Source organism: Janthinobacterium sp. FT14W (assembly GCF_009208755.1).
GTDB lineage: Bacteria > Pseudomonadota > Gammaproteobacteria > Burkholderiales > Burkholderiaceae_D > Janthinobacterium > Janthinobacterium violaceinigrum.
This window is the reverse complement of record NZ_WFLL01000031.1, coordinates 42,170-67,237: the sequence shown is the minus strand read 5'-3', so window position 1 is coordinate 67,237 and position 25,068 is coordinate 42,170. Positions and strand designations below refer to the sequence as shown.

The window sequence follows — 25,068 nt, the reverse complement described above, 5'->3', positions numbered from 1 at the left end:
CTTTTTCTTTCGTGAAAATCAGCGTTCTTGCAAAAAGCAGAACGCAAAATAGCAACGCCAACCAAAACGAAATGACTCAACTAGAAAGAAATTTCGGCACAAAAGCTTTGCGCCGGGACGGTGTCAGGTGCGACACACAAGGCGGGAGGGCTTTATAAGCGGCATCCGGTGGATGCGCTAAGGCTTGCGAAGCTGCTAAGTTTGTAGTGCTTGACTGCGGTGTTGCCTTCGCTTCAGAGAAACATATTGCAGCGCACAACGACACTATACCGTATTTGCTGCCGTTTTGCACGGTCTAAATGGGAAGAAACGCAAGTCCTACCACGTTTTGAACATGTTTCCTATGTGAAATCAGTAAGAATACGTAGTTTTTCGCCAGTCAGGCAAGCATGGCGGCGATGTCGGCGGGCAGCTGCGGCGCCTGCGCCGCTTCCCTGGCCAGGTTGATGTGCCGGGCCGCCTGCGCCACGTCGATCAGGCTGCGTTCCAGCCGGTACGTGCCCTTGGCGTGCAGCCACGCCAGCACGTCGGCCAGGTGCCAGATGGTGGTACTGCCTTCATGCACGGGCGCGGGGAAGCTGTGGCGGTGTTTGTTCATCAGCTTGTGCAGGTTTTGCCGGGACAGGCCCAGCACTTGCGCCACGTCCGTCAGCCCCACGAAGTCCGGCGCGGCTTCGACCAGGCGGGCGCGGGGCACGATGGCTTTCACGTCGGCCAGGGCGCTCAGCAGCGCTTCGCTGGCAGAGCCCGCTTCGCGCGTGAATTCCAGCGCCAGGCGGCCCGCCTGGCCGATGCCGGCCAGCGCGTCATCGCCGCCGCCGCTGCCCAGGCGCTCGGCCAGTGCATCGAGGTCGGTTTCGTCGTCGGGCAGGCGGTATTTGAGGGCGAAGACGTAATCCATGATGGCTACCCCTTGGATTTGCGTTGCATGCAGTCCTGCATCAGCTTGTTGAAAGTGCCATTGTCGACCGCCCGCCGTATGGACCGCGCGTGCTTGCCGGGATTTTTCGGCGTGCTCCAGATGCAGGCGATGCAGAATTCGCCGCAGCGGCAGCCGGTATCGTTGTACGGGCAGCAGATCTTGCCCCAGGCAGGGCTGCCGCCCGTTGCCACGCGCCAGCCCTGGCTTTCCGCGTGGCGCAATGCCGCTTCGATGTCTTGCTTCGGCTGCGGGGAGCGCGCCATGCGATGCCGCCAATGCAGGTCGATATTGATTGGTTGTCAAGTGACAACCGCAGAATATCGGCCATCACCGCCTCACTCTACTTCGGGATTGACGGCCATCACTTGCGAAAAGCCGCCATCGACGTAGGTAATCTCGCCCGTGATGCCCGAAGCCAGGTCGGACAGCAAGAAGGCGGCCGTGTTGCCCACTTCCTCGATGGTGACGTTGCGGCGCAGGGGGGCGTGCTCGGCCACAAAGCCCAGCAGTTTGCTGAAATCCTTGATGCCGGAAGCGGCCAAAGTCTTGATGGGGCCGGCCGAGATGCCGTTGGCGCGGATGCCGCGCGGGCCCAGCGATTCGGCCAGGTAGCGCACGGACGCTTCCAGCGACGCCTTCGCCAGGCCCATGGTGTTGTAGTAGGGCACGGCGCGCATGGCGCCCAGGTAGGTCAGGGTCAGCACGCAGGCGCCCGGGTGCAGCAGGGGCAGGGCGGCCTTGGCCATGGCGGGAAAGCTGTAGGCGGAAATATCGTGCGCGATGCGGAAGCTGTCGCGCGACAGGCCGTCGAGGAAGTCGCCGGCAATCGCCTCGCGCGGCGCAAAGCCGATGGCGTGCACGAGGCCATCGAGGTGTTCCCAGTGGTGCGCCAGGTCGCTGAAGACGGCGCTGATCTGTTCATCGCTGGAAACATCGCAGTCGAACACCAGTTCGCTGCCGAATTCCGCCGCAAATTCCGTGATGCGTTCCTTGAAGCGTTCGCCCACATACGTGAAGGCCAGCGTGGCGCCTTCGCGGTGGCAGGCCTTGGCGATGCCATAGGCGATGGAGCGGTTGGACAGCAAGCCCGTGATGAGGATTTTTTTGCCTTGCAAGAAAGCCATGACGACTCCTGTCTGGGTAGGTGGGCGGATGTGCAACCGGCCGCGACAGCAAAGCTGTGGCGGCCGGTGAGGTGTGTCAATACAGCTCAGGCGTTCAGTGACGGGCTTTTGCGCGATTCCCGCCGCCGCGCTGGATCCGCGGTTTCACCAGGGAAATCGGTGCAGCCTGCACCTTGCCGCCCTTGGCGACGCGGCGCACGGCCTTGGCGGCACGTTCCGGGCGGTCCGCTTCCAGCAGCATGGTGGCGCTGTCGGCAATTTCCTGGGTGATATCGTTGTTCATCGTGGCCGAGGTTTTCGGCACGAGAATGGTGGAGCCGGCGCGCAGGCGCGTGCGCTGGGGAATGTTGTTGGCCTGGCGCAGCACATCGGCCGTGGTGCCGAATTTCGACGCCAGGGTTTCGATGCGTTCGCGCGCATTGGTGATCTTGTGCGTGGTCCAGCTGGACAAGGCATGGCCCCATTGCGCCAGGTTGGTGGTGAACTTGGCGGCGTTTTCCTGAGGCAACAGAATCTTGGTCTTTTCGCCGCCGATGATGACGGGGCGGTTGAATTGCGGATTCAAGGCCTTGAATTCATCCATCGACAGTTCGGCCAGCTGGGCAGCGACGGTGATGTCGATGTCGCTGGTCTTGTCGATGGCCGTGAAGTAGGGCTGGTTGTCGACCACGGGCAGGGTCAGGCCGAACTGGGCCGGATTGGCGATGATGTTTTTCACCGCTTGCAGCTTGGGCACGTAGTTGCGCGTTTCGGCCGGCATCAGGTCGGCCAGGCTTTCGAAATCGGTGGGCTTGCCCAGCGCCTGGTTTTTCTTGATGGCGCGCTGCACCGAGCCTTCGCCCCAGTTGTAGGCGGCCAGCGCCAGTTGCCAGTCGCCAAACATGTCATACAGGCGCTGCAGATACGTCAGGGCCGCATCGGTCGAGGCCAGCACGCCGCGGCGCTCGTCCTTGAACATGTTTTGCTTGAGGTTGAAGTCGCGCCCCGTGGCGGGCACGAATTGCCACATGCCGGCCGCATTGGCGCTGGAGAACGCTTGCGGGTTGAAGGCGGACTCGATGAACGGCAGCAAGGCCAGTTCCGTCGGCATGCCGCGCTTTTCCAGTTCCTGCACCACGTGGAAGATGTAGCGCGAGGCGCGCGCCGTCGTGCGGGCGATGTAGTCGGGGCGGGTGGCGTACCAGTTGACGTGGTTGGCCACCAGCTGGTTGTTGATGTCGGGAATCGCATAGCCGCTGCGGATGCGGCCCCAGACGTCGGCTTCGCGCAGCGGATCGGAATTGTCGCTGAGGTTTTTCAGCAGGCGGTCGGTCTTTTGCAGGCGGTTGTCGAGGGTGGGGAGTTTCGCCGTGACCTGGGCGGTCATCGGGATCAGGGCAGGTGCGGCGGCGGCGACTGGCGCGTTATCGCTCTCAACACCGGCTTCGTACGCCTGGCTGAGGGCGGGCGCAAGCGCCAGGGCCAACGCCGCCAGGACGGTAGATTTAAAGGAGTTTTCGTGCATAGTGTTCCATTGTTGTCGTCGGAGAAACATCGGACAGACCCATGATCAAGCTGCGAGTGTACGTATATCCACATGCAGGAGTCAAGAATTATGTCAGCATGATGACAGGAAATAAGCGGCAATAAGTGGGAAACGGCTGAGTTTCCATTCGCTAATGCTATCATTATTGCAAATTTAATTTGTCCAATGCGTGATTCGGCCGCTGTTATAGCATACATGGGGAAGAGGCTGGCGCAAGCCTGGCAGCCGTCGAGTATGAGACTGCGCAAAGAGTGCGTACAATTTGGCTTTGGCCGGCCATTCGGCTGCCGGCCGCCTTATTGATAGAGAGTCATGCATATGAACACCCCGCCGCGCCACGACGACGACAACGCCGTCATCATCGCCAATACCGTTGCCTGGCTGGAAAAGGCCGTGATCGGCCTGAACCTGTGCCCGTTCGCCAAGGCCGTGCACGTCAAGAAGCAGATCCGCTATGTGGTGTGCGAATCGAGCAATCCCGAAGATTTGCTGGCGATGCTGATGGACGAGCTGCAAACCCTGGCCGACACGGACCCCGAGCAGATCGACACGACCTTGCTGATCCATCCGTACACCCTCAACGATTTCCTCGACTACAACGAGTTTCTCGATGTGGCCGATGCGGCCGTGGAAGACATGCACCTGGCGGGCGAATTGCAGGTGGCCAGTTTCCACCCGAACTACCAGTTTGCCGAGACGTTCGAGGACGACATCAGCAACTACACCAACCGCTCGCCGTACCCGACCCTGCACCTGCTGCGCGAAGACAGCATCGAGCGCGCCGTCGAGGCATTCCCGGAAGCATCCGAGATTTTCGACAAGAATATCGCCACCCTGGAAAAGCTGGGCATCGAAGGCTGGGAAAAGCTCGGCCTGGCGAAGGTCGGCTGAGATGGCGGACAAGGAACTGCCGCTGCGTCCCGATACGCCCTGCGTGGCCGTGTGCTCGACGACTTTCGATGAAATCTGCCGCGGCTGCGGCCGCACCGTGGTGGAAGTGGCCCACTGGGTGTCGATGACGGATGAAGAGAAGGAAGTGGTGTGGGTGCGCATCCTGGCGCAGGGGTATCCGCGCAGGAATACTTGACGTGTTTGTGTTGCCGAACCCAACGGCAAATGCTGGGGTCGGACCCGACGGGGGAATGCTTCCCAATGGGAAGCATTCCGATTCCGAAGGAACTGACCCCATATTTCAGCGCTAACGATTAATAACTACCAATGAAATCCTTCTTGCCCACTTCGATGCCGTTGTGGCGCAGGATGTCGTACGCCGTCGTCGCGTGGAAGAAGAAGTGCGGCAGCGCGTAGTGGAACAGATACGTCTGGCCCGTGAAGTGCTTGGTCTTTTCGCCGCTGCCGGTGGTGATGGCGCGCGTTTCGCTGCCGTCGATGTCCGCTTGCGGCAGGCTTTCCAGGAAGGCGATGGTTTTCACGATGCGCGCCTTCAGTTCAGCAAAGCTCTGTTCGCTGTCTTCATACGGCGGCACGGCCACGCCGGCCAGGCGCGCGCCGCAGCCCTTGGCGAAGTCGGTGGCGATCTGGATCTGGCGCACGAACGGCAGCATGTCCGGGAACAGGCGGAATTGCAGCAGGGCGTTCGGGTCGATTTTCTTGTCTTGCGCGTGCGTTTCCGCCTTGTCCAGGATGGCGGCCAGGCTGCCCAGGATCTGTTTGAAGACGGGGATCGATGCGGAGTAGATGGAGAAGGTCATGGTGGTTCCTCTAGGTAAAGTGGCGCGATGATAGCAAGCTGCGCGCTTTTCTGCTGGCGCTTGCCTGGCGCGCCAGCCTGCGTGTGGTTTTTCAGCCCTGTGTATATGGCCTGACGTCGCTGCAGGCACGTGTTTATTGGTGACTTTTCCCGCTTTTTCCATGCATAATTGCTCCTGAAAAAGTTTCTTCCCGCCTTATCACCCGGATTCCCCTGTAAAGTTCGATGATCGCCTGCCTGATCCCTGTTGCCCTGTTGCCGCATGTTTAATTCGCCCTATCAGCGCCTGCGCGCCAGCCTGCGTGTGCTGTACGGCTCGTCGATCTATGGCGCCTTGCTGCTGGTGGTATTTGGCGGCCTCGTCGTTCCCGCCATCTTCGGCAGCTATCTGCTGGTCGGCGTGCATGAACGCCAGTCGGCGCGCACCAGCCTGAATGAAGCCTTGCAGCGCAATGCCGACATCCTGGCGCTGGGCATGCAGGAATCGCTGTGGAACATGAATGCGGAATCGGCCCATTCGCTGGTCGAGTCGGTGATGCGCGACCGCTCCCTGCTGCTGGTGAAGGTGCTGGGGCAGGGCGACACGGAATTCATCAGCCTGCGGGCGCCGCAGCGCCCCGTGGGCAATCTGTACCGCGCCGAGCGCGACATCCTCGTGCGGGGCGAACGCATCGGCCACGTCGTCGTCGAGATGGACGATGCGCGCAGCCAGCAGGAGCTGCGCGAAAAGCAGATGTCCTATATTTTCGTGCTCGGTGCGCAGCTGGCCGTGTCGATGGCGCTGATCGTGCTGTTCCTGAACCGCCGCCTGCTCAAGCCCCTGCGCCGCCTGACGCGCTTTTCCGACCGCCTGTCGCACGGCGACTTCGACACGCCGCTGGCTTCGCACAGCAATGACGAACTGGGGCGCCTGACGGCCCAGCTCGAGCAAATGCGCGCGGCCATCCGCCAGCTGTTCGAGGACGTGGGCCAGCGCGAAGAGCGTTTCCGCACCATCGTCACGCAGGTGCCGGGCGCCGTGTTCCGCTACCGGCCCGACGGCCCCATCGATTTCGTCAGCGATGCGATCGAGGACATCGCCGGCTATTCGGCGCGCCAGTTCATGCGCGGCACCACGCACGCCTGGGCCGACCTGATCTGCCCGGAAGACCGCCGCGCGCACCGCCGCGCCGTCAAGCAGGCGGTGCAGGAGGTGCAGCCGTATGCGCTGGAGTACCGCATCATCGACGCGTTCGGCATCGAGCGCTGGGTGGCCGAGAACGGCCAGCCGCAGGCGGGCGAGCACGGCGTCACCTGGGTCGACGGCATCATTGCCGACATCAGCCAGCGCAAGCACCACGAGATGCGCATCGAAGCGCTGCTGACGGAGCAGAGCGCGATCCTGGACAACGTGATGTTCGGCGTGATGTTCGTGCGCCACCGCCGCATCATTTCCGTCAATCGCCGCTGCGAGGAGCTGTTCGGCTACGGCCATGCCGAGATGACGGGCAGTTCCACCTCCATCGTCTTCATGACCTCGTATGACTTCGAGGAGGCGGGCGAGCGCCAGTATCCGGCGCTGGCCACGGGCGGCGATTTCAGCGAGGAGCGCCAGTACAAGCGCCGCGACGGCAGCCTGTTCTGGGCGCTGGTCAGCGGCTGCGCGCTCGACCCGCTGCGCGCCAACGAAGGCAGCATCTGGGTGTATGCCGACATCACGGCGCGCAAGGAGGCGGAGGAAAAACTGCGCCTGTCGGCCACCGTGCTCGAACACATCGCCGACGGGGTGATGGTGGTCGACGCCGAGGGCATCATCGTCACCGTCAATCCCGCGTTCACGCAGATCACGGGCTACAGCGAGGCGGAGGCGCTGGGCCGGCATTCCTCGCTGACCCGCTCGACGCGCCACGACGCGGCGTTCTACCAGGCCATGTGGGATGAGCTGACGGTCGCGGGTTTCTGGCGCGGCGAGATCTGGCACCAGCGCAAGAACGGCGAACTGTATCTGGAATGGCTGACCATCAGCGCCGTGCGCGACGCGCGCGCCGGCACCACGCATTACGTGGGCGTGTTCAGCGACATCACCTTGATCAAGGAATCGCAGGAAAAGCTCGACCACATGGCGCACCACGACCCGCTGACGGCGCTGCCGAACCGCCTGCTGTTCCACGACCGCCTGCAGCACGCGCTGCTGCGCGCCGCGCGCGATCAGGAACAGCTGGCCGTGCTGTTCATCGATCTGGACCGCTTCAAGAACGTCAACGACACCCTGGGCCACCACGTGGGCGACGAACTGCTGCAAAAAGTGGCCGGCCAGCTGGCCGCGCGCCTGCGCGAAGGCGACACCCTGGCGCGCCTGGGCGGCGACGAATTCATCGTGCTGCTCGAACGCGTGGACGGCGAGTACGGCGCAACGCAGGTGGCGGAAAAGCTGATGACCATGTTCGACCAGCCGTTCACGGTGGCCGACCACGAATTGTTCGTCACCTGCAGCGTGGGCATCAGCCTGTTCCCGGACGATGCGCTGGACTTGAACATGCTGATCCGTAACGCCGACGTGGCCATGTACCAGGCCAAGGCGCGCGGGCGCAACGGCTACCGCTTCTATGCGCCGTCGATGACGGGCGAGGGCGTCGAGCGCCTGCGCCTGGAAACCTTTCTGCGCCGCTCGCTGGAAAAGAACGAGATGTTCCTCAATTACCAGCCGCAGGTGGAAATCGACACGGGCCGCCTGGTGGGCGTCGAGGCGCTGGTGCGCTGGAACCACCCGGAACTGGGCCTGGTGCCGCCGGCCCGCTTCATCCCGCTGGCCGAGGACAGCGGTTTCATCAACCAGCTGGGCAAATGGGTGCTGGACGAAGCCTGCCGCCAGATGATGCGCTGGCAGGCGCAGGGCTTGCGCGTGCCGAAGATGGCCGTCAACCTGTCGGTGAAGCAGTTCGAACGGGGCAGCATCGCCGGCATGGTGGCCGACATCCTGAAGGAAACGGAGCTGGAGCCGCAGCGGCTGCAGCTGGAAGTGACGGAATCGGTGATCATGAACACGGGCGACGCGCTCGGTTTCATCAACGATCTGCATGCCATCGGCGTGGGCCTGGCCATCGACGACTTCGGCACCGGCTATTCCTCGCTCGCGTATCTGAAGCAGCTGCCCGTGCAAACCCTGAAGATCGACCGCTCCTTCATCAAGGATATCTCGACGGACGTGAACGACGAAGCCATTGCGATTGCCATCATCCAGCTGGGCAAGAGCATGCAATTGTCCGTGATTGCCGAAGGCGTGGAGACGGAAGAGCAGGCCGCCTTCCTGCTGCGCCATGGCTGCAAGCTGGCGCAAGGTTATTTTTATGGCCGCCCGGTGCTGGCGCAGGATATGCTGGAGCGCTGGATCGACCAATCACCACTGTAAAGGACTAGCCATGGCCACAGAATCCTCCCCGTCGCGCCGCCGTTTCCTGCTTGGCGGCCTGGGTCTTGGCGTGGCCGGCGCGGGTGCCCTGGTGCTGGGCTGGGGCGTGTTGCCGCCGCGCCAGCGCCTGCAGGGCAGCACGCCGCTGCCGCTCCAGGATGGCGCCGTGGCCTTGAATGGCTGGCTGGCCATCCAGGCCGATGGCACGGTGGTCCTGGCCATGCCGCGCAGCGAAATGGGGCAGGGCGTGCACACGGCCTTGCCCATGCTGGTGGCCGAGGAGCTGGACGTGCCTTTGAGCAGCGTCAAGCTGATCCAGGCGCCCATGGATAAAATCTTCGGCAACGTGGCCATGCTCACGGATGGCCTGCCGTTCCACCCGGACGACCGGGGCCGCCTGAAGGCGCTGGCCCAGTGGACGGTGGCCAAGGCGGCGCGCGAACTGGGCGTGATCGTCACGGGCGGCTCGTCCAGCGTGAAGGATGGCTGGGGGCCCATGCGCGAAGCGGGGGCGTCCGCGCGCGCCATGTTGCTGCAAGCCGCCGCCGCGCAGTGGCAAGTGCCGGCTGCCCAATGCCGCACGCAGGATGGCGAAGTCATCCACGCTGACGGCCGGCGCGCCAGCTACGCCAGCCTGGCGCGGCGCGCCGCCGCCATCGACCCGGGCGCGCCCGTGCTCAAACCCACTAGGGATTTCAAGCTGATCGGCCAGCCGGCGCCGCGCCGCGACACGCCGTCGAAAGTCGATGGCAGCGCGCGTTTCGGCATCGACGCGCGCCCGCCCGGCATGCTGTACGCGGCCCTGCATCTGCCGCCGCGCCTGGGAGATGTCCTGGCCGCGTTCGATGCGGCGCCCATCCTCGCCATGCCCGGCGTGAAAAAAGTGCTGGACCTGACGCCGCACCTGCCCCAGCGCGGCACCACGGCCACCTCGTGCGCGGCCGTGGTGGCCGATACCTGGTGGCGGGCGAAACAGGCGGCCGCCGCCTTGCCGACGCAGTGGCAGGCTGGTCCGCCAGCGAGCCTGTCCAGCGCCGGCGTGTATGCGGAATTTGCGCGCCTGCTCGACAGCGAAGCGGGTCATGCGTACCACGCCAGCGGCGAGGTGGAAGGCAAGGCCGTGCAGGGTTTGCGCAGCATCAAGGCCGAGTACCGCGCGCCGTTCCTCGCGCACGCCGCCATGGAACCCGTCAACTGCACTGCGCAAGTCAAGGATGGCAAGGTGATGCTGTGGGTGTCGACGCAGGCGCCCGGCATTGCCGTCGACGTGGCGGCGAAAGTGGCCGGCGTCGCTGCGCAGGATGTGGCGATCGAGGTGCTGCTGCTCGGCGGCGGTTTCGGCCGCCGCCTGGAAGTGGACATGGTGGCGCAAGCCGTGGCCATCGCGCTGCAGTGCGATGGTGCGCCCGTGCAGCTGGTGTGGACGCGCGAGCAGGACACCATGCACGATATGTACCGTCCTGCCGCGCTGGCCCGTTTTGCGGCGCGCCTCGATGAGCATGGCCGCATCGCTTCGTGGGACAACAAATCCGTCAGCGCTTCCATCACGCACCAGTTTTTGCAGCGCAATTTCGGCTTGCCGGGAGCGGGACCGGACAAGACCACGGCCGAAGGCGAATTCGACATGCCGTATGAAATCGCCAACCAGCGCATCGCCCATGTGATTGCCGACAGTTTTGTTCCAGTCGGCTACTGGCGCTCCGTGGGGCATTCGCACAATGCATTTTTTAAAGAAAGTTTTATCGACGAACTGGCGCATGCGGCGGGGCAGGACGGCGTCGCCTTCCGCCGCGCCATGCTGGCGCAGCATCCGCGCCACCTGGCCGTGCTCGATGCGGCCGTTGCCAGGGCGGGCAGCGCGCCGCCCGGTCATGCGCACGGCGTGGCCCTGCACCAGTCGTTCGGCAGCATCGTGGCGCAAGTGGCCCAGGTGTCCGTGGAAAACGGTGAAATCCGCGTGCAGCGCGTGGTGTGCGCCATCGATTGCGGCATTGCCGTCAATCCGAACATCATTGCCCAGCAGATGGAGTCGGCCGTGCTGTTCGGCCTGTCGGCGGCGCTGGGCGGAGACATCACGTTCAAGGACGGCAAAGTGGAGCAAAGCAATTTCCACGACTACCCCGTGCTGCGCATGGGGCAAACGCCCGAGGTGGAAACCATCATCATTGCCAGCGCGGAACACCCCGAAGGCGTGGGCGAACCCGGTACGCCGCCCATTGCGCCGGCCGTGGCCAACGCGGTCTTCCTATTGACGGGGAAACGGCTGCGCAGCCTGCCGCTGCGCCTGGGGTGATTTTTAATCGGCCAGGGTGGCGGCGAGGAGGGTGCGCAAATTGCAGTCGCGCTGCCAGTCGCACCGCTCCTGCGTGCTGGTCGACAAGGCCGCCAGCTCTTCCCCGCTGAGGGCCTGCTGCGCCTGCAGCATGCGGTGCGCCAGGCCGCCGTCGGGCAGCACGGTGCCGAAGAAGGCGACATTGTCGTCGTGCTGGATCAGCAGGGTGGGGAAGTTGTCGATGTCGAGGTCGCCCACCACGTCGGCCTGGTCTTCGATGTCGATCCAGACGAACACGGTGTCCGGGTGACGCGCGGCCAGCTCCTCGAACGTGGCGCGGTAGCTGCCGCAGGTGCCGCACCACAGCGCGCACAGGCAGGCCACCGTCCAGCGCGGGCCGGCCAGGGCTGCCGCGATGTCGGCGCGGTTATCGGTCGTGAGGGTCAGGCTGTGCATGGTCGTATCTATTCAGTAGGGCGGATGGGCGCGGGGCGCCCGATGCGCGTATTCTACCGCGCCCGGCCACGCCGGTCGCGGGAATGCATGAGCTTGTTTAGCCGTGTTTTTTGATGCAATGCACATTTCTGGTGGATAATGCTGGTGTGCGCGCTGATTACGCTGGTCCATGCTGTTCCCTGGCCCCGTAGCCTGGCTCCCCAGTCTGTTTTCATGCCCTGCCCGGTGTCGGCGCTCCCGCCTTTGTTTATTTTATTATGGAATTAGCCAGCTTATGTTGAGTTACCGCCACGCCTTTCACGCGGGTAATCACGCCGATGTGTTGAAACATTACGTGCAGATTCAGTTGTTGCAGTACCTGAATCAAAAAGATACTGCCTATAGTTATATCGATACCCATTCCGGCGCGGGCGTGTATGCGCTCGACGGCGGTTATGCCTCGAAGAACGCCGAGTACGAAACGGGCATTGCGCCCCTGTGGGACCGCACGGACCTGCCGGCCTCGCTGGCCGAGTACCTGAAGCTGATCAAGGAAATGAATCCGAGCGGCAAGATGCGCTACTACCCGGGTTCGCCGTACTGCGCCGACAAGGTCAGCCGCGAGCAAGACCGTCTGCGCCTGTTCGAGCTGCATCCGGCCGATGCGAAGATTCTGGCCGACAACTTCCGCAAGGTCGAGGCCCATGCGCTGGCCCAGGGCGAGCGTCCCACCGTGCGCGGCAAGCGCGTCATCATCACCAAGGCGGACGGCTTCCAGAGCCTGAAAGCCCTGCTGCCGCCCCCGTCGCGCCGCGCGCTGGTGCTGATCGACCCGCCGTATGAAGACAAGATGGATTACCGCAAGGTCAAGGACACCCTGGCCGACGCCCTCGTGCGCTTCCCGTCGGGCATGTATGCCGTCTGGTACCCGGTGCTGCAGCGCATGGAATCGCGCCAGTTCGCCGACAAGCTCAAGCAGCTGCCCTGCGCGGACTGGCTGCACGTGACCCTGACGGTGAACACCCCGTCGCCGGACGGCTTCGGTCTGCACAGCAGCGGCATGTTCATCTTGAACCCGCCGTACACCCTGGAGCCGATGTTGCGCGAAGTCATGCCCTACCTGGTGAAGGTGCTGGGCCGCGACGATGGCGCCAAGTTCGTGCTGGAAACAGGCAAGGGCGGACAGAAGAATACGGGCACAAGAAGAGTGTAATCATGCTTGTCCTGGTCGTGCTGTAATAAAAAACGCCACGGGCAATGTGCCCGTGGCGTTTTTTTATGGATGGGGAATTACTGTCCCAGCAGCAAGAACACGGTGGGCTTCTTGTGGAAGTCCGGCGCCTTGCCGGCGGCCAGCTGTTTCTTCCACTGTCCGCCATTCCACGTCTGCACGCTTTCCGTGTCCAGGCTCAGGTCCGTGGCGACGCAGATCAACGTCGATGGCGCGCATTGCGCCACCAGCGCTTCGAGCATGGCGGCGTTGCGGTACGGCGTTTCGATGAACAGCTGGGTTTGCTTTTCATTGCGCGAACGGCTTTCCAGTTCCTTGATGCGCTTGGCGCGCAGGGCCGCATCCGTGGGCAGGTAGCCGTTGAAGGCGAAGCTCTGGCCGTTCAAGCCGCTGGCCATCACGGCCAGCAGGATCGATGACGGACCTACCAGCGGACGCACCTTGATACCGTGCTGATGCGCCAGGCGCACCAGGTCGGCACCGGGGTCGGCCACGGCCGGCACGCCCGCTTCCGACACGAGGCCCGCATCGCGTCCCGCCAGCAACGGCGCCAGCAAGCCGGCCAGCGCTTGCGCCGGGGTATTGACGTTCAGTTCGGAAATCGTGATTTCCTGCAAGGGCTTGGCCAGCGGGTGCTGGCTGCCGATCAGTTTCAGGAAGGCGCGCGCCGTCTTGGCATTTTCCGCGACGAAATAATCGAGTTGCGACGTAATCTGCCGCACTTGGCTTGGAATGATGTGGGCCAGCGGGTCGCTTGCGCCATCGGACAGGCCGAGGTGGTTGGGGATCAGGTACAGGGTGCCGGTCATATTCTTATTGTCGGTAAATTTAAAGGGTGAAAAACGCCACGCCCGCCTTGCGCAGCATGCCCGTCAGGGCGATCAGCGGCAAGCCGGTGAGGGCGGTGGGGTCGGTGGTGGCGATGCGTTCGAGCAGGGCGATGCCCAGGCCTTCGTTCTTGGCGCTGCCGGCGCAGTCGTACGGCTGCTCGATGCGCAGGTAGGCGTCCAGCTCGGCATCGGGCAAGTCGCGCACGCTGACGATGGTCTGGATGTCTTCCACCTGCGCCACGGCGGGCGACTGGCGTCCGTCGAGCAGGCACAGGGCCGTGTGGAACACGGTCTGGCGCCCGCGCATGGTTTGCAGTTGCAGCAAGGCATTGGTATGGTTGCCCGGCTTGCCGATCTGCGCGCCATCGAGGGTGGCGACCTGGTCGGAGCCGATGACGAGGCTGCCAGGATGGCGGTCGAGCACGGCCTGTGCCTTGGCCTGGGCCAGGCGCAGGGCCGTGGCGCTGGGGCTTTCGCCTGGCAGGGGGCATTCGTCGAGATCGGGCACGGCCACCTCGAAAGGCAGGCGCAGGCGTTCCAGCAGTTCCTTGCGGTAGGTCGAACTCGATGCAAGAATCAAGCGCAATGGGGCGGAAGTTGGTATCATTCGGCAGTGGATGGCGGCCGGCATGGCCGCGCGGGTCGATGTCAGTGGAATTTCACGCAAATTCCATGGCGCTGGGTCCGTAACTGAGGCTCCATGCGGCATGACGGTGTTGATGAATTTGTCACGAATACGGCAATCATTGCGTCAAAAAAGATGCTTAGTCTTTGACTCGGTGCTAAAAACCCTGTTATTATCGCAGGTTTTCCGGGGAAATTTTCTACCAATGAATGCTTTTGTGATCGACGCCTTTGATTTTTGTCGTATCAGCGGGAGCCGCGAGGGTGTAACTCCTGTCGCTGAAATGACCCGGTTGACCAAGGATTGTGCAGATAATTCCGGCGAGATCGCCTGGAAGATCGTCGGCGGCACCAGCAAGCTGGGCTACCCACAGCTGACCTTGTCGGTCAACGGCACCGTTCAGCTGGTTTGCCAGCGCTGCCTGACTCCGTATGCTTACGCGATAGATTCTTCGACTGTTCTGATGCTGGGCAAGGATGATGAGCATGCGGACGAGATCGAAGAAATCATCAACGATGAAACGATCGACGTGATCGTCGGCAGCCGCAGCATGGATGCCGCGGCCCTGATCGAAGATGAAGCCTTGCTGGCCCTGCCGCAGGTACCCAAACACGACGTCTGCCCCGATACGGCGCAGCTCGATGCTCTCAAGACTGAAAAGAAGTCGCCGTTCGCGGCCCTGAAAGACTTGAAGCCAGAATAAGTTAAGAGAATAAGTTAAGTAGTAGTGGTAGTTTGTAGGGGGCCTCAAAAACCGTAGCGAGCGGCCCAATATCGTCTTGAGTAGCGCAAGCGTACGGAAGTACTGAGCGCCGCCGAGGCGATAGTGGGACGCGCAGTAGGTTTGTGAGGCTCCGCTTAGAGAACGTGTCAAACGCGTGTAGTAATCGAGTATGGCAAGTGTAGTGAAATGTAATTGTAATAAACGATGTCGGTCCGGGCTATTTTCGGGTAGTCTTTGCCGCTGGGATACTCGATTCGCATGTATTTGCTAATCGATTGTGCTAAAATTTTAGAACTTATGTATTAGGAGTCATCATGGCAGTTCAACAGAACAAGAAAACCCCATCCAAGCGCGGCATGCACCGTTCGCACGACTTCCTGGTCGCGCCGCAATTGAGCGTCGAGCCAGTTACCGGCGAAACACACATGCGTCACCATATCAGCCCTAACGGCTTCTATCGTGGCCGTAAAGTGTTGAAGACCAAAAACGACGAGTAATCGACGTTTTTGTTGGGTAAGATGAAAGCGGTGTTGCGTGGTTATTCGGCGTGGCGCCGCTTCTTCTTTTTTATCGGCTGCAATTCATCTTGCACACCCGTCATTTTGAATCACGCTGTCCAGGTCTGTGCATGACATGCTGCGCCCTGCATATGCTCCAGTCCGATTCACATCTTGCCGCACGCCCGCAGCGGTATTGAATCAACACAAATGACAATCAAAATTTCTATCGACTGCATGGGCGGAGATCACGGTCCCTCAGTCACTATCCCCGCAGCAATTTCCTTCGTAAAACATGAGCCTGAAGCCGAACTGATCCTTGTTGGATTGGAAGACGTGATCCGTGCCGAACTGAAGAAACATAAAGCCGACACGCATCCGCGCCTGTCGGTGCTGCATGCCTCCGAACAAGTTACCATGGACGATCCCCTGGAAGTGGCCCTGCGCCGCAAGAAGGATTCCTCCATGCGCGTGGCCATCGAACAGGTCAAGAACGGCGTGGCGCAAGCCTCCGTTTCCGCCGGCAATACGGCAGCCCTGATGGCCGTGTCGCGCTATGTATTGAAAACCATGTCCGGCGTCGACCGCCCGGCCATCTGCAGCATCTTGCCGAACCAGAAGAACGGCCCCACCTACATGCTGGACCTGGGTGCCAACGTCGATTGCGAGCCGCATCACCTGCACCAGTTCGCCATCATGGGGTCCGTGCTCGTTTCCGCCATGGAAGGCATAGCACGTCCCACGATCGGCTTGCTGAACGTGGGCACGGAAGATATCAAGGGCAATGAAGTGGTGAAACTCACCTCGAAGCTGCTGCAGGCCGACCACGAGCGGGGCGCGCTGAACTTCTACGGCAACGTGGAAGGCAACGACATCTTCAAGGGCACGACCGATATCGTCGTCTGCGACGGCTTTGTCGGCAACGTCACCCTGAAAGCCATCGAAGGCCTGGCGCGTTTCATGAAGGACGTGCTCACTTCCGAATTCAAGCGCAATCCGATCAGCATGCTGGGCGCGCTGATCGCCCGCGGTGCCCTGAAGGCCATCGGCAACCGCCTGAACCCCTCGCGTTACAACGGCGCCAGCCTGCTGGGCTTGCGTGGCCTCGTTTTCAAGAGCCATGGCAGCGCCGATGCCTATTCCTTCGAATGGGCCTTGCGCCGCGCCTTTGATGCGGCAAAAAATGACGTGCAAGCACACCTGGCCAGCCTGATCGCCGAGCTGATGCCGCGCACGCCAGTACCGGACGAACCTACATCAACAAGCTCTAGCATTTAGTGGACGGGTACTTGCATGACTGTTTTTAGCAAAATCTACAGCAAAATTATCGGTACCGGCAGCTACCTGCCGGAGAAACGCGTCACCAACCAGGATTTGACCGAACAGCTCGCCGCCAAGGGCATCGAGACCTCGGATGAATGGATCGTGTCGCGCAGCGGCATTTCGGCGCGCCATTACGCGGCGCCGACGCAGAATTCCTCGGACCTGGGCGTGGAAGCGGCCAGGAAGGCCCTGGAAATGGCAGGCCTGAACGGCAACGACCTGGACCTGATCATCGTCGCCAGCTCGACCCCCGATTTCTTCGGCAGCTTCCCCAGCACCGCCTGCATCGTGCAAAACAAGCTGGGCATCACCAACAACTGCGCCGCCGTCGACGTGCAGGCTGTGTGCAGCGGCTTCGTGTACGCGGTGGCCACGGCTGACAGTTTCATCCAGTCGGGCATGCACAAGAACGTGCTGGTGATCGGTGCCGAAGTGTTTTCGCGCATCCTCAATTTCGACGACCGCGGCACCTGCGTGCTGTTCGGCGACGGCGCCGGCGCCATCGTCATGACGGCGTCAAAGGAGCCGGGCATCCTGGCCACCAAGCTGCACGCGGACGGCCGCCACTCGAACATCCTCAGCGTGCCGGGCAGCCTGGCTGGCGGCGCGCTCGACGGCAGCGCCTTCCTCTACATGGATGGCCCGGCCGTGTTCAAGCTGGCCGTGTCCGTACTGGAAAAAGTCGCGCACGAAGCGCTGGAACATGCCAACATGACCTCGGACCAGATCGACTGGCTGATCCCGCACCAGGCGAACATCCGCATCATGAACAGCACGGCCAAGAAACTCGGCTTGCCGCTGGACAAGATGGTCGTCACCGTGGACCAGCATGGCAACACCTCGGCCGCCTCGATTCCGCTGGCGCTCGATATCGCCGTGCGCGACGGTCGCGTCAAGAAGGGCGACAACGTCATGATGGAAGGCGTGGGCGGCGGCTTTACCTGGGGCGCCGTGCTGGCGCGCATGTAATCCCGCAATACTATTAAAAAAACGGAGTCACCATGACACAATTTGCATTTGTTTTCCCAGGCCAAGGCTCGCAAGCGATCGCGATGCTCGACGGTTTCGCCGGCAACCCCGTGGTTGCGCAGACCGTGGCCGAAGCGTCGGACGCCCTGCAATTCGACCTGGGCAAGCTGATTGCCGAAGGTCCGAAGGAAGAGCTGGACCTGACCACCAACACGCAACCCGTGATGCTGACGGCGGCCGTGGCCTTCTACCGCGCCTGGCTGGCAGCGGGCGGCCCCACGCCCACGGTCGTCGCCGGCCACAGCCTGGGCGAATACTCGGCGCTGGTTGCCGCCGGCGTCATCCCCTTCAAGGATGCCGTGCCGCTCGTGCGTTTCCGCGCGCAAGCCATGCAGGAAGCCGTGCCCGTCGGGCAGGGCACGATGGCTGTCGTGCTGGGCCTGTCGGACGACGACGTGCGCGCCGCCTGTGCGGAAGCGGCGGCGGAAAACCCGGCGCTGGTGGTCGAGCCCGTCAATTTCAATGCGCCAGCGCAAGTCGTCATCGCCGGCCATACGGCTGCGGTCGAGCGCGCCTGCGAACTGGCCAAGGCCAAGGGCGCCAAGCGCGCCATGAAGCTGCCCGTCTCCGCGCCATTCCACTCGTCGCTGCTGAAGCCGGCATCGGACCGCTTGCGCGAGTACATGGCCGGCCTGACTTTCTCGGCGCCGCAAATCGCCCTGATCAATAACGTCGACGTGGCCATCGTCAACGACGTCGCCAGCATCAAGGATGCGCTGGTGCGCCAGGCAGCCAGTCCCGTGCGCTGGGTGGAAACCATGCAGAAGGTCGCTGCCGACGGCATCACGCAAGTGATCGAATGCGGTCCGGGCAAGGTCCTGATGGGCCTGGCCAAGCGCATCGATCCTGCACTGGTGGGCGACGCCATCGTCGACCAGGCTTCGCTGGAACGTATTTTGACGCAGCTCAAATAAACATCAGATTGCGGCAGCCTGGCTGCCGCGGTTGCACTTAAGGATACTCATGAATTTAGCAAATCAAGTCGTGCTGGTCACGGGCGCTTCGCGCGGCATCGGCCGCGCCATCGCCACCGAACTGGGCAAGCAGGGTGCCACCGTGGTCGGCACCGCCACCTCGGAAAGCGGCGCGCAGGCGATCACCGATTACCTGGCCGCCGAAGGCGTGGCGGGCAAGGGGCTGGTCCTGAACGTGACCGATGCGGCGCGCTGCGCGGCCGTCGTCGACGAAGTGCAGAAAGCCTACGGCAGCCTGTCTATCCTGGTCAACAATGCGGGCATCACGCAAGACCAGCTGGCCATGCGCATGAAGGATGAAGAGTGGGACAGCGTCATTTCCACCAACCTGTCGGCCGTCGGCCGCCTGTCGCGCGCCGTACTGCGCGGCATGATGAAAGCCAAAACTGGGCGTATCATTAATATCACCTCGGTAGTGGCTTCGTCGGGCAATCCGGGGCAAATGAACTACGCGGCGGCCAAGGCCGGCGTGGAAGGCATGAGCCGCGCGCTGGCGCGCGAAATCGGCAGCCGCAACATTACCGTGAACTGCATTGCCCCGGGCTTCATCGATACCGACATGACCAAGGCGCTGAGCGAAGAGCAGCACGCGGCCCTGTTGACGCAAATTCCCCTGTCCCGCCTGGGCAAACCGGAAGACGTGGCAGCGGCCGTGGCCTTTCTGGCCTCGCCGCAAGCGGCGTATATTACGGGCACGACCCTGCACGTGAACGGCGGAATGTACATGAATTGATGTGAAAGGTAGACGGGGCGGGCGTTTGTGGCATGATTCAACGGCCGTTTTTGTCTATAATCGCATCTTTTAGCAGCAGCTTCGGTCGAATTAGCAGCAGACACCGAAATTAGTATTCGGACGCGCAAACCTGATAAAATGCGCGCACTTTCCGTAACACACACTTTGGAGCCATAACATGTCGGATATCGAACAACGCGTTAAGAAAATCGTCGCTGAGCAACTGGGCGTTGCAGAAGCAGACATCAAAATCGGATCCTCCTTCGTCGACGACCTGGGCGCCGATTCCCTGGACACCGTGGAGCTGGTGATGGCTCTGGAAGACGAATTCGAAATGGAAATTCCTGACGAACAAGCTGAGAAAATCACCACCGTGCAACAGGCGATCGACTACGCCACTGCACACGTCAAGGCCTAAGCCTGTCTGACCGACTTCAGGAGAATCGCTTGAGCCGTTCTAAAAACCGTCGTGTTGTTGTCACCGGCCTGGGCTGCGTTTCACCTGTCGGCAATACTATTGCCGAGGCGTGGGGCGCAATCGTCGAAGGTAAATCCGGCATTGCCACGATTACCAAATTCGATGCGCAGCCATTCACCACGCATTTTGCCGGTGAAGTCAAAGGCTTCAATATCGAAGAGTACATCTCCGGTAAAGAAGCCCGCCATATGGATACCTTTATCCATTTCGGCATGGCTGCAGGCATCCAGGCGATCCAGGACTCCGGCCTGGAAGTGACCGAGGAAAATGCCGAGCGTATCGGCGTGATCATCGGTTCCGGTATCGGCGGCTTGCCGCTGATCGAAGAAACCAAGTCCGAGTACGAAAAGCGCGGTCCGCGCCGTATCTCGCCATTTTTCGTGCCTGCCTCGATCATTAACATGATCTCTGGCAACCTTTCGATCAAATATGGTCTGAAGGGCCCGAACCTGGCGATCGTTACGGCGTGTACCACCGGTTTGCACAGCATCGGCGCTGCCGCGCGCATGATCGAGTACGGCGATGCCGACGTCATGATTGCCGGCGGTGCTGAATCGACCGTGTCGCCGCTGGGCCTGGGCGGTTTCGCTTCGGCGCGTGCCTTGTCGACCCGCAACGACGATCCGGCAACGGCATCGCGTCCGTGGGATGCCGACCGCGACGGTTTCGTGCTGGGCGAGGGCGCTGGCGTCATGGTGCTGGAAGAGTACGAGCACGCGGTGGCCCGTGGTGCCAAGATCTATGCCGAAGTGCATGGTTTCGGGATGAGCGCAGATGCTTATCACATGACCTCGCCGCTGGAAGATGGTAGCGGCGGCAGCAAATCGGTGATCGCGGCCCTCAACAACGCCGGCTTGAACGCGGATCAGATCCAGTACCTGAACGCGCACGGCACGTCGACCCCGCAAGGCGACGTGGCGGAAGTGATGGGTATCAAGCGCACCTTCGGTGACCATGTCAAGAATCTGGTCGTCAACTCGACCAAGTCGATGACGGGCCATTTGCTGGGTGGCGCGGGTGGTCTGGAAGCGGTGTTTACGGTCCTGGCATTGCACCATCAGGTGTCGCCACCGACCATCAACATCTTCAACCAGGATCCCGCTTGCGATCTCGATTTCTGTGCCAATACGGCGCGTGATATGAAGATCGATTATGCAGTGAAGAATTCGTTCGGCTTCGGCGGTACGAATGGCACGCTGATTTTCGGTAAAGCGAAATAAGCAGGAACTTTCAAGCGCTCGCTACGGTCAAACCGTAGGAGCGCTGATTCGGCGCCAACGTTCGTTGGCGCCTGAATTTGCCCGGCATGGTGCCGGCGCGCCTGATGTTTTTCCCATTGAGTTTGCCCTATGTCGATCGCGGTAGCGGCTGTCATTCGCACGCCTGTCTGTTTGCGCCTGCTGCAAGCGGCGCTGGGCCTGGGTGCGGTGTTCGCTGCCTGGCCCTTGAGCGGCGCGTGGCGCGCTGCGGCCGTGCCTGGCCAGCTGGTGGGAGGCTATGCGCTGGGCTGCAGCGGTGCCTTGCTGAGCGCGGCTGGAGGCGTGTTTTTGCTGGCTTTGCTGCGTTGGCGCAGAAAGCTGCAGGCGCTTGATATTTCGCCGGTTGGGCAGCTGCGGCTGGCGGTATATCTGGAGCATGGCGGGGTGCCGGCGGCGGGCGCCAGCGGACAGGCGGAGCGGGCCGGGCCGCTGTCCCTGGTGCGGCCGGGACAGCGTTTGTTGCCGGGCTCGACCTTGTGGCCGTCGCTGCTGGTGCTGTGCCTGGCTGATGCCGCCGGGCGGCGCACGCAGGTGCTGGCGCAGCGTGGCAGCAGTTGCGCCGCCTTCCGCCCGCTGGCCGTGGCTTGCCGGGCCATCGCGGCGCGGAGTGGGGAGGAATAAAAGTGGGGCGAACACTGAACTTCTTGCAGCGGGCCAACTCTATATCCATACAGGCGCCCACGCTGCATGCCAACAGGGACATTGGGCGTGAGGACAGAGCGCGAGTATGATCAGTTACTGGTCGAGCGGGTGCAGGCTGGCGACAAACGGGCATTCGATGTGCTGGTATCGAAATATCAGCGCCGCTTGATGCGCCTGGTGTCGCGCCTCGTGCACGATCCGGCGGAGGCCGAAGATGTAGTGCAGGAAACCTTTATCAAGGCATACCGGGCGCTGCGCCATTTTCGCGGCGATGCGGCCTTTTATACCTGGTTGTATCGCATCGGCATCAATACGGCCAAGAATTATCTCGTCACGCAGGGGCGGCGCGCCGCCACGTCCAGCGATGCCGATGCCGAGCAGGCGGAGTCCTTCGATGACGGCAATAAATTGCGCGACAACAATACGCCCGAATCGGTGCTAGCCAGCAAGCAGATTGCGGCCACCGTCAATGCTGCCATGGATGTGCTGCCCATCGAGTTGCGCACGGCCATCGTGCTGCGCGAGATCGAGGGCCTGAGCTATGAAGAGATATCGGAAATCATGGCCTGCCCCATCGGCACCGTGCGCAGCCGCATTTTCCGCGCGCGCGAGGTGATTGCGGAAAAATTGAAACCGTTGCTGGACATGCCGATTGACAAGCGCTGGTAATCTGGGGAATATGAGGTTGGCATGGCTGCGTCCGGTTTCCGCACCGATCTTCTTGAAATGGCAGGACCCATTATGGATACGCACACACGATTGCACGAGATTATTTCCGCCCTGGCCGATGGCGAGCTGGCGGCGGGCGAGCTCGAACTGGCTTTTGCCGCCCTCGATACGCCATCGGGGCGGCAAGCCTGGGATGCCTATCGCCATATCGGCGACGTGCTGCGCTCGGAGCAGTACGGCCATGCGCTGAGCGCGCAATTCGATGCGCGCCTGGCCAGCCGCCTGGCCGCGGAGCCGGCGCCCGAAGAGTCCGCTACCCATGCGGAAGCGCTGCCACCGCTTGCCGCCAGCATCGTGCCGCCGGGCATGACCGAACCGCTGGAGGCGGGGCCGCTGGCGCAGCGCTAGCTGGCGCCTTGTCCATCTTATGCCAGGCTTAACCTCCCCGTCGCCCCCTTGACACTGGCCTTCGGTACGATTGACACTGTGCGCAGGCAATATCTTGCTTTTGCGATATATTGTTGCATTGTTTGCCATGCGCGCCGTCAGGTGGGTTTGCCCCTGAGGCTACGTCATGACGGCCAATCATGCGCGCAGGCAATCGCCTGATCCGTGTTTTGATCCGTTTATCTACTCGAAAAGATCCTTTCCATGAAAAAAAACATGTGTGCCGCCAGCAAGTCGTTTTCAGTGAAGACGCTTTCCGCCTTATTGTTCGGTACGGCTGGCGTCTTTTTCGCACCGACCATGCTGGGCCTGGCGCCACAGGCGCAGGCCGCCGTGGCGGCCGTGAAGCTGCCTGATTTTTCCGACCTGGTCGACGCCGTGGGCCCGGCCGTGGTGAATATCCGCACCACCGAGCGCCTGAAGATGGGCGGCGGCGGCGCGGGCAGCCAGGACGAGCAGGAAATGCAGGAATTCCTGCGCCGCTTCTTTGGCGGCGCCATGCCGACGCCGCGCCAGCAGGCGCCGCGCGGCGGCCGCCGCGCCGTGCCGCAGGAGCAGGAAGTGCAGCGCGGCGTGGGCTCCGGCTTCATCATCTCGGCCGATGGTTACGTGCTGAGCAATGCCCACGTGGTCGACGGCGCCGACGAGGTATATGTGACGCTGACGGACAAGCGCGAATTCAAGGCCAAGGTGATCGGCGCCGATGCGCGCACCGACGTGGCGCTGCTGAAGATCGAGGGCGGCAACCTGCCGCGCCTGACCATCGGCGACTCGGACAAGATACGCGTGGGCGAGTGGGTGATCGCCATCGGTTCGCCGTTCAACCTGGAAAACACGGTGACGGCCGGCATCATTTCCGCGAAGTCCCGCGACACGGGCGACTACCTGCCGCTGATCCAGAGCGACGTGGCCGTCAACCCGGGCAACTCGGGCGGTCCGCTGATCAATATGCGGGGGGAGGTGATCGGCATCAATTCGCAGATCGCCACCTTGTCCGGCGCCTACAATGGCATCTCGTTTGCCGTGCCCATCGATGAAGCCATGCGCGTGGGCGAGCAGCTGAAAAAGACGGGCAAGGTCGTGCGCGGGCGCATCGGCGTGCAGATCGGCGAAGTGAGCAAGGACGTGGCGGAATCGCTGGGCTTGCCGAATGCCAAGGGCGCGCAAGTGTCGATGGTGGAGCCGGGCGGTCCGGCCGACAAGGCGGGCATCAAGCCGGGCGACATCATCCTGAAATTCAATGGCGCGGCCATCGAGCGTTCATCCGACCTGCCGCGCCTGGTCGGCGGCGCCGCCGTCAACGGCAAGTCCACCGTCACCGTGTGGCGCAAGGGCGCACAGCAGGATATTCCCGTCACCGTGGTCGAGCTGGAAGGCGAGAAGACGGCCAAGAAGGGTGCCAGGGAGCCGGAAGCGCAGGCCGTCAACGCGCTGGGCCTGAAGGTCAGCGACGTGCCGGCGGCGAAGAAACAGGAATTGAAGATCGACGCGGGCGTGCTGGTCGACGATGCCGATGGCGTGGCGGCCCTGGCCGGCCTGCAGCCTGGCGATGTGATCTTGCAATTGAATAATGTTGCCGTGAAGGATGCCAAGCAGTTCAACGCATTGGTGGCCAAGCTCGATCCGAAGAAATCGTCGGCCGTGCTGGTGCGCCGTGGCGATACGGCGCAGTTCGTTTCGCTGCGTCCATCGGCCAAGTAGGTTTCTGATGCCATCTGCATCCCGGCGTCGGCCGGGATGCTTCTCCCATTTCTTCATGCACTTCACCCTCTATTCCCGCAGTTACTGCCACCTTTGCCAGGACATGCTCGACGCCTTGCTCCTGCTGCAGCCGCCTGACAAGCCGTTCACGGTGGAGGTGATCGATATCGACGACTCCGTCGATGCGACCTTGCTGGCCCGTTTCGACGAACTGGTGCCCGTGCTGTTTGGCGACCTGGCGCAGCCGGAGCTTTGCCATTATTTCCTGGACGAGGCTGCTGTGCGGCGCTGCCTGGCATAGCTTAAATAGCAATATTGACACTGCATTGCACCATTCTGGTGCTGAAAACAGCTGAAAATGTCGCCTTGCCTCCGTGCCACCCTCATAAGACGGGCTTTCCGCTCTGAAATCCGGTAAAATGGGGAGGTCGAAAAAGCTACTGTCCGAGGCAGCAGCTTCTGTCGCTTCAAAAGCGCTCGCCTGGGCATGCAGATGTCCTGCTCGGAGCGCTTTTTTCATCATGAGTGG

26 protein-coding genes are annotated in these 25,068 nt (G+C 62.1%); 18 read left to right on the top strand and 8 right to left on the bottom strand.

The genetic code is table 11. The features are described from left to right. Positions 1–379: 379 nt before the first annotated feature. The 4 genes from GCN74_RS19845 to GCN74_RS19830 form a co-directional block, all read right to left on the bottom strand. The gene (locus GCN74_RS19845; protein WP_152258258.1) at positions 380–901 is read right to left on the bottom strand and encodes a helix-turn-helix transcriptional regulator; all 522 of its coding nucleotides are present in this window, start codon (positions 899–901) and stop codon (positions 380–382) included. Positions 902–906: 5 nt separating this feature from the next. Next, a complete protein-coding gene (locus GCN74_RS19840; RefSeq protein WP_152258257.1) occupies positions 907–1,185 on the bottom strand; it encodes a hypothetical protein in 279 nt (92 codons plus the stop codon). 72 nt (positions 1,186–1,257) lie between these two features. Further along, positions 1,258–2,046, bottom strand: a complete 789-nt coding sequence (gene fabI / locus GCN74_RS19835; protein ID WP_152258256.1) for an enoyl-ACP reductase FabI — start codon at positions 2,044–2,046, stop codon at positions 1,258–1,260. A 94-nt stretch (positions 2,047–2,140) separates the two neighbouring features. Continuing rightward, a complete protein-coding gene (locus GCN74_RS19830; protein WP_152258255.1) occupies positions 2,141–3,550 on the bottom strand; it encodes a transglycosylase SLT domain-containing protein in 1,410 nt (469 codons plus the stop codon). Positions 3,551–3,889: 339 nt separating this feature from the next. On the opposite strand from GCN74_RS19830, the gene GCN74_RS19825 reads away from it, so the two are divergent. Both GCN74_RS19825 and GCN74_RS19820 read left to right on the top strand, forming a co-directional pair. Continuing rightward, positions 3,890–4,462: a DUF1415 domain-containing protein gene (locus GCN74_RS19825; protein WP_152258265.1), complete on the top strand. Its 573-nt coding sequence runs from the start codon at positions 3,890–3,892 to the stop codon at positions 4,460–4,462. A gap of 1 nt (position 4,463) precedes the next feature. Beyond that, the gene (locus tag GCN74_RS19820; RefSeq protein WP_152258254.1) at positions 4,464–4,658 is read left to right on the top strand and encodes a DUF1289 domain-containing protein; all 195 of its coding nucleotides are present in this window, start codon (positions 4,464–4,466) and stop codon (positions 4,656–4,658) included. Positions 4,659–4,776: 118 nt separating this feature from the next. Here GCN74_RS19820 and GCN74_RS19815 read toward each other — a convergent pair whose 3' ends face one another. Then, a complete protein-coding gene (locus GCN74_RS19815) occupies positions 4,777–5,283 on the bottom strand; it encodes a DUF1993 family protein (RefSeq protein WP_034779265.1) in 507 nt (168 codons plus the stop codon). A 261-nt stretch (positions 5,284–5,544) separates the two neighbouring features. Here GCN74_RS19815 and GCN74_RS19810 point away from each other — a divergent pair, with 261 nt between their 5' ends. Both GCN74_RS19810 and GCN74_RS19805 read left to right on the top strand, forming a co-directional pair. Then, positions 5,545–8,670: an EAL domain-containing protein gene (locus GCN74_RS19810; RefSeq protein ID WP_152258253.1), complete on the top strand. Its 3,126-nt coding sequence runs from the start codon at positions 5,545–5,547 to the stop codon at positions 8,668–8,670. 10 nt (positions 8,671–8,680) lie between these two features. Further along, positions 8,681–10,963 (top strand): xanthine dehydrogenase family protein molybdopterin-binding subunit, encoded by a 2,283-nt coding sequence (locus GCN74_RS19805; RefSeq protein WP_152258252.1) that lies wholly within the window; start codon positions 8,681–8,683, stop codon positions 10,961–10,963. A gap of 3 nt (positions 10,964–10,966) precedes the next feature. On the opposite strand, the gene GCN74_RS19800 is transcribed toward GCN74_RS19805, so the two are convergent. After that, a complete protein-coding gene (locus GCN74_RS19800; protein WP_152258251.1) occupies positions 10,967–11,398 on the bottom strand; it encodes a thioredoxin family protein in 432 nt (143 codons plus the stop codon). Positions 11,399–11,672: 274 nt separating this feature from the next. On the opposite strand from GCN74_RS19800, the gene GCN74_RS19795 reads away from it, so the two are divergent. After that, a complete protein-coding gene (locus GCN74_RS19795) occupies positions 11,673–12,590 on the top strand; it encodes a 23S rRNA (adenine(2030)-N(6))-methyltransferase RlmJ (RefSeq protein WP_152258250.1) in 918 nt (305 codons plus the stop codon). A gap of 77 nt (positions 12,591–12,667) precedes the next feature. Here GCN74_RS19795 and GCN74_RS19790 read toward each other — a convergent pair whose 3' ends face one another. Together GCN74_RS19790 and GCN74_RS19785 are read right to left on the bottom strand one after the other, a co-directional pair. After that, positions 12,668–13,417 (bottom strand): SAM-dependent methyltransferase, encoded by a 750-nt coding sequence (locus GCN74_RS19790; protein ID WP_152258249.1) that lies wholly within the window; start codon positions 13,415–13,417, stop codon positions 12,668–12,670. A gap of 19 nt (positions 13,418–13,436) precedes the next feature. Next, positions 13,437–14,045 carry a Maf-like protein gene (locus tag GCN74_RS19785; protein WP_152258248.1) on the bottom strand — a complete coding sequence of 203 codons (609 nt, stop codon included), beginning with the start codon at positions 14,043–14,045 and terminating at the stop codon, positions 13,437–13,439. Positions 14,046–14,268: 223 nt separating this feature from the next. Between GCN74_RS19785 and GCN74_RS19780 the strand changes: the two genes are divergently transcribed. From GCN74_RS19780 to GCN74_RS19720, 13 genes are all read left to right on the top strand, one after another. Continuing rightward, positions 14,269–14,766, top strand: a complete 498-nt coding sequence (locus GCN74_RS19780; protein WP_099667258.1) for a YceD family protein — start codon at positions 14,269–14,271, stop codon at positions 14,764–14,766. Positions 14,767–15,101: 335 nt separating this feature from the next. Then, complete coding sequence (gene rpmF, locus GCN74_RS19775) at positions 15,102–15,284, top strand: 50S ribosomal protein L32 (RefSeq protein WP_034749653.1); 183 nt, start codon at positions 15,102–15,104, stop codon at positions 15,282–15,284. A gap of 210 nt (positions 15,285–15,494) precedes the next feature. Continuing rightward, the gene (gene plsX, locus GCN74_RS19770; protein WP_152258247.1) at positions 15,495–16,562 is read left to right on the top strand and encodes a phosphate acyltransferase PlsX; all 1,068 of its coding nucleotides are present in this window, start codon (positions 15,495–15,497) and stop codon (positions 16,560–16,562) included. Positions 16,563–16,577: 15 nt separating this feature from the next. Then, entirely contained in the window at positions 16,578–17,576 is a 999-nt protein-coding gene (locus GCN74_RS19765) for a beta-ketoacyl-ACP synthase III (protein WP_152258246.1), read from the top strand. 32 nt (positions 17,577–17,608) lie between these two features. Further along, positions 17,609–18,550, top strand: coding sequence for an ACP S-malonyltransferase (fabD, locus tag GCN74_RS19760; protein ID WP_152258245.1), 942 nt, complete (start codon positions 17,609–17,611; stop codon positions 18,548–18,550). Between the two features lie 49 nt (positions 18,551–18,599). Then, complete coding sequence (fabG, locus tag GCN74_RS19755) at positions 18,600–19,343, top strand: 3-oxoacyl-ACP reductase FabG (protein ID WP_086147473.1); 744 nt, start codon at positions 18,600–18,602, stop codon at positions 19,341–19,343. A gap of 178 nt (positions 19,344–19,521) precedes the next feature. Then, positions 19,522–19,761, top strand: coding sequence for an acyl carrier protein (gene acpP, locus GCN74_RS19750; RefSeq protein WP_152258244.1), 240 nt, complete (start codon positions 19,522–19,524; stop codon positions 19,759–19,761). Between the two features lie 29 nt (positions 19,762–19,790). Further along, positions 19,791–21,041: a beta-ketoacyl-ACP synthase II gene (fabF, locus tag GCN74_RS19745; RefSeq protein WP_152258243.1), complete on the top strand. Its 1,251-nt coding sequence runs from the start codon at positions 19,791–19,793 to the stop codon at positions 21,039–21,041. A gap of 129 nt (positions 21,042–21,170) precedes the next feature. After that, positions 21,171–21,701, top strand: coding sequence for a hypothetical protein (locus tag GCN74_RS19740; RefSeq protein ID WP_152258242.1), 531 nt, complete (start codon positions 21,171–21,173; stop codon positions 21,699–21,701). A gap of 87 nt (positions 21,702–21,788) precedes the next feature. After that, positions 21,789–22,391 carry an RNA polymerase sigma factor RpoE gene (gene rpoE / locus GCN74_RS19735; RefSeq protein ID WP_083286994.1) on the top strand — a complete coding sequence of 201 codons (603 nt, stop codon included), beginning with the start codon at positions 21,789–21,791 and terminating at the stop codon, positions 22,389–22,391. Positions 22,392–22,463: 72 nt separating this feature from the next. Next, on the top strand, positions 22,464–22,799 hold the full coding sequence (locus tag GCN74_RS19730; RefSeq protein WP_152258241.1) for a sigma-E factor negative regulatory protein: 336 nt from the start codon (positions 22,464–22,466) through the stop codon (positions 22,797–22,799). Positions 22,800–23,042: 243 nt separating this feature from the next. Next, positions 23,043–24,539 carry a DegQ family serine endoprotease gene (locus GCN74_RS19725; protein WP_152258240.1) on the top strand — a complete coding sequence of 499 codons (1,497 nt, stop codon included), beginning with the start codon at positions 23,043–23,045 and terminating at the stop codon, positions 24,537–24,539. Between the two features lie 55 nt (positions 24,540–24,594). Further along, on the top strand, positions 24,595–24,840 hold the full coding sequence (locus GCN74_RS19720) for a glutaredoxin family protein (RefSeq protein WP_152258239.1): 246 nt from the start codon (positions 24,595–24,597) through the stop codon (positions 24,838–24,840). Positions 24,841–25,068: the final 228 nt, after the last annotated feature.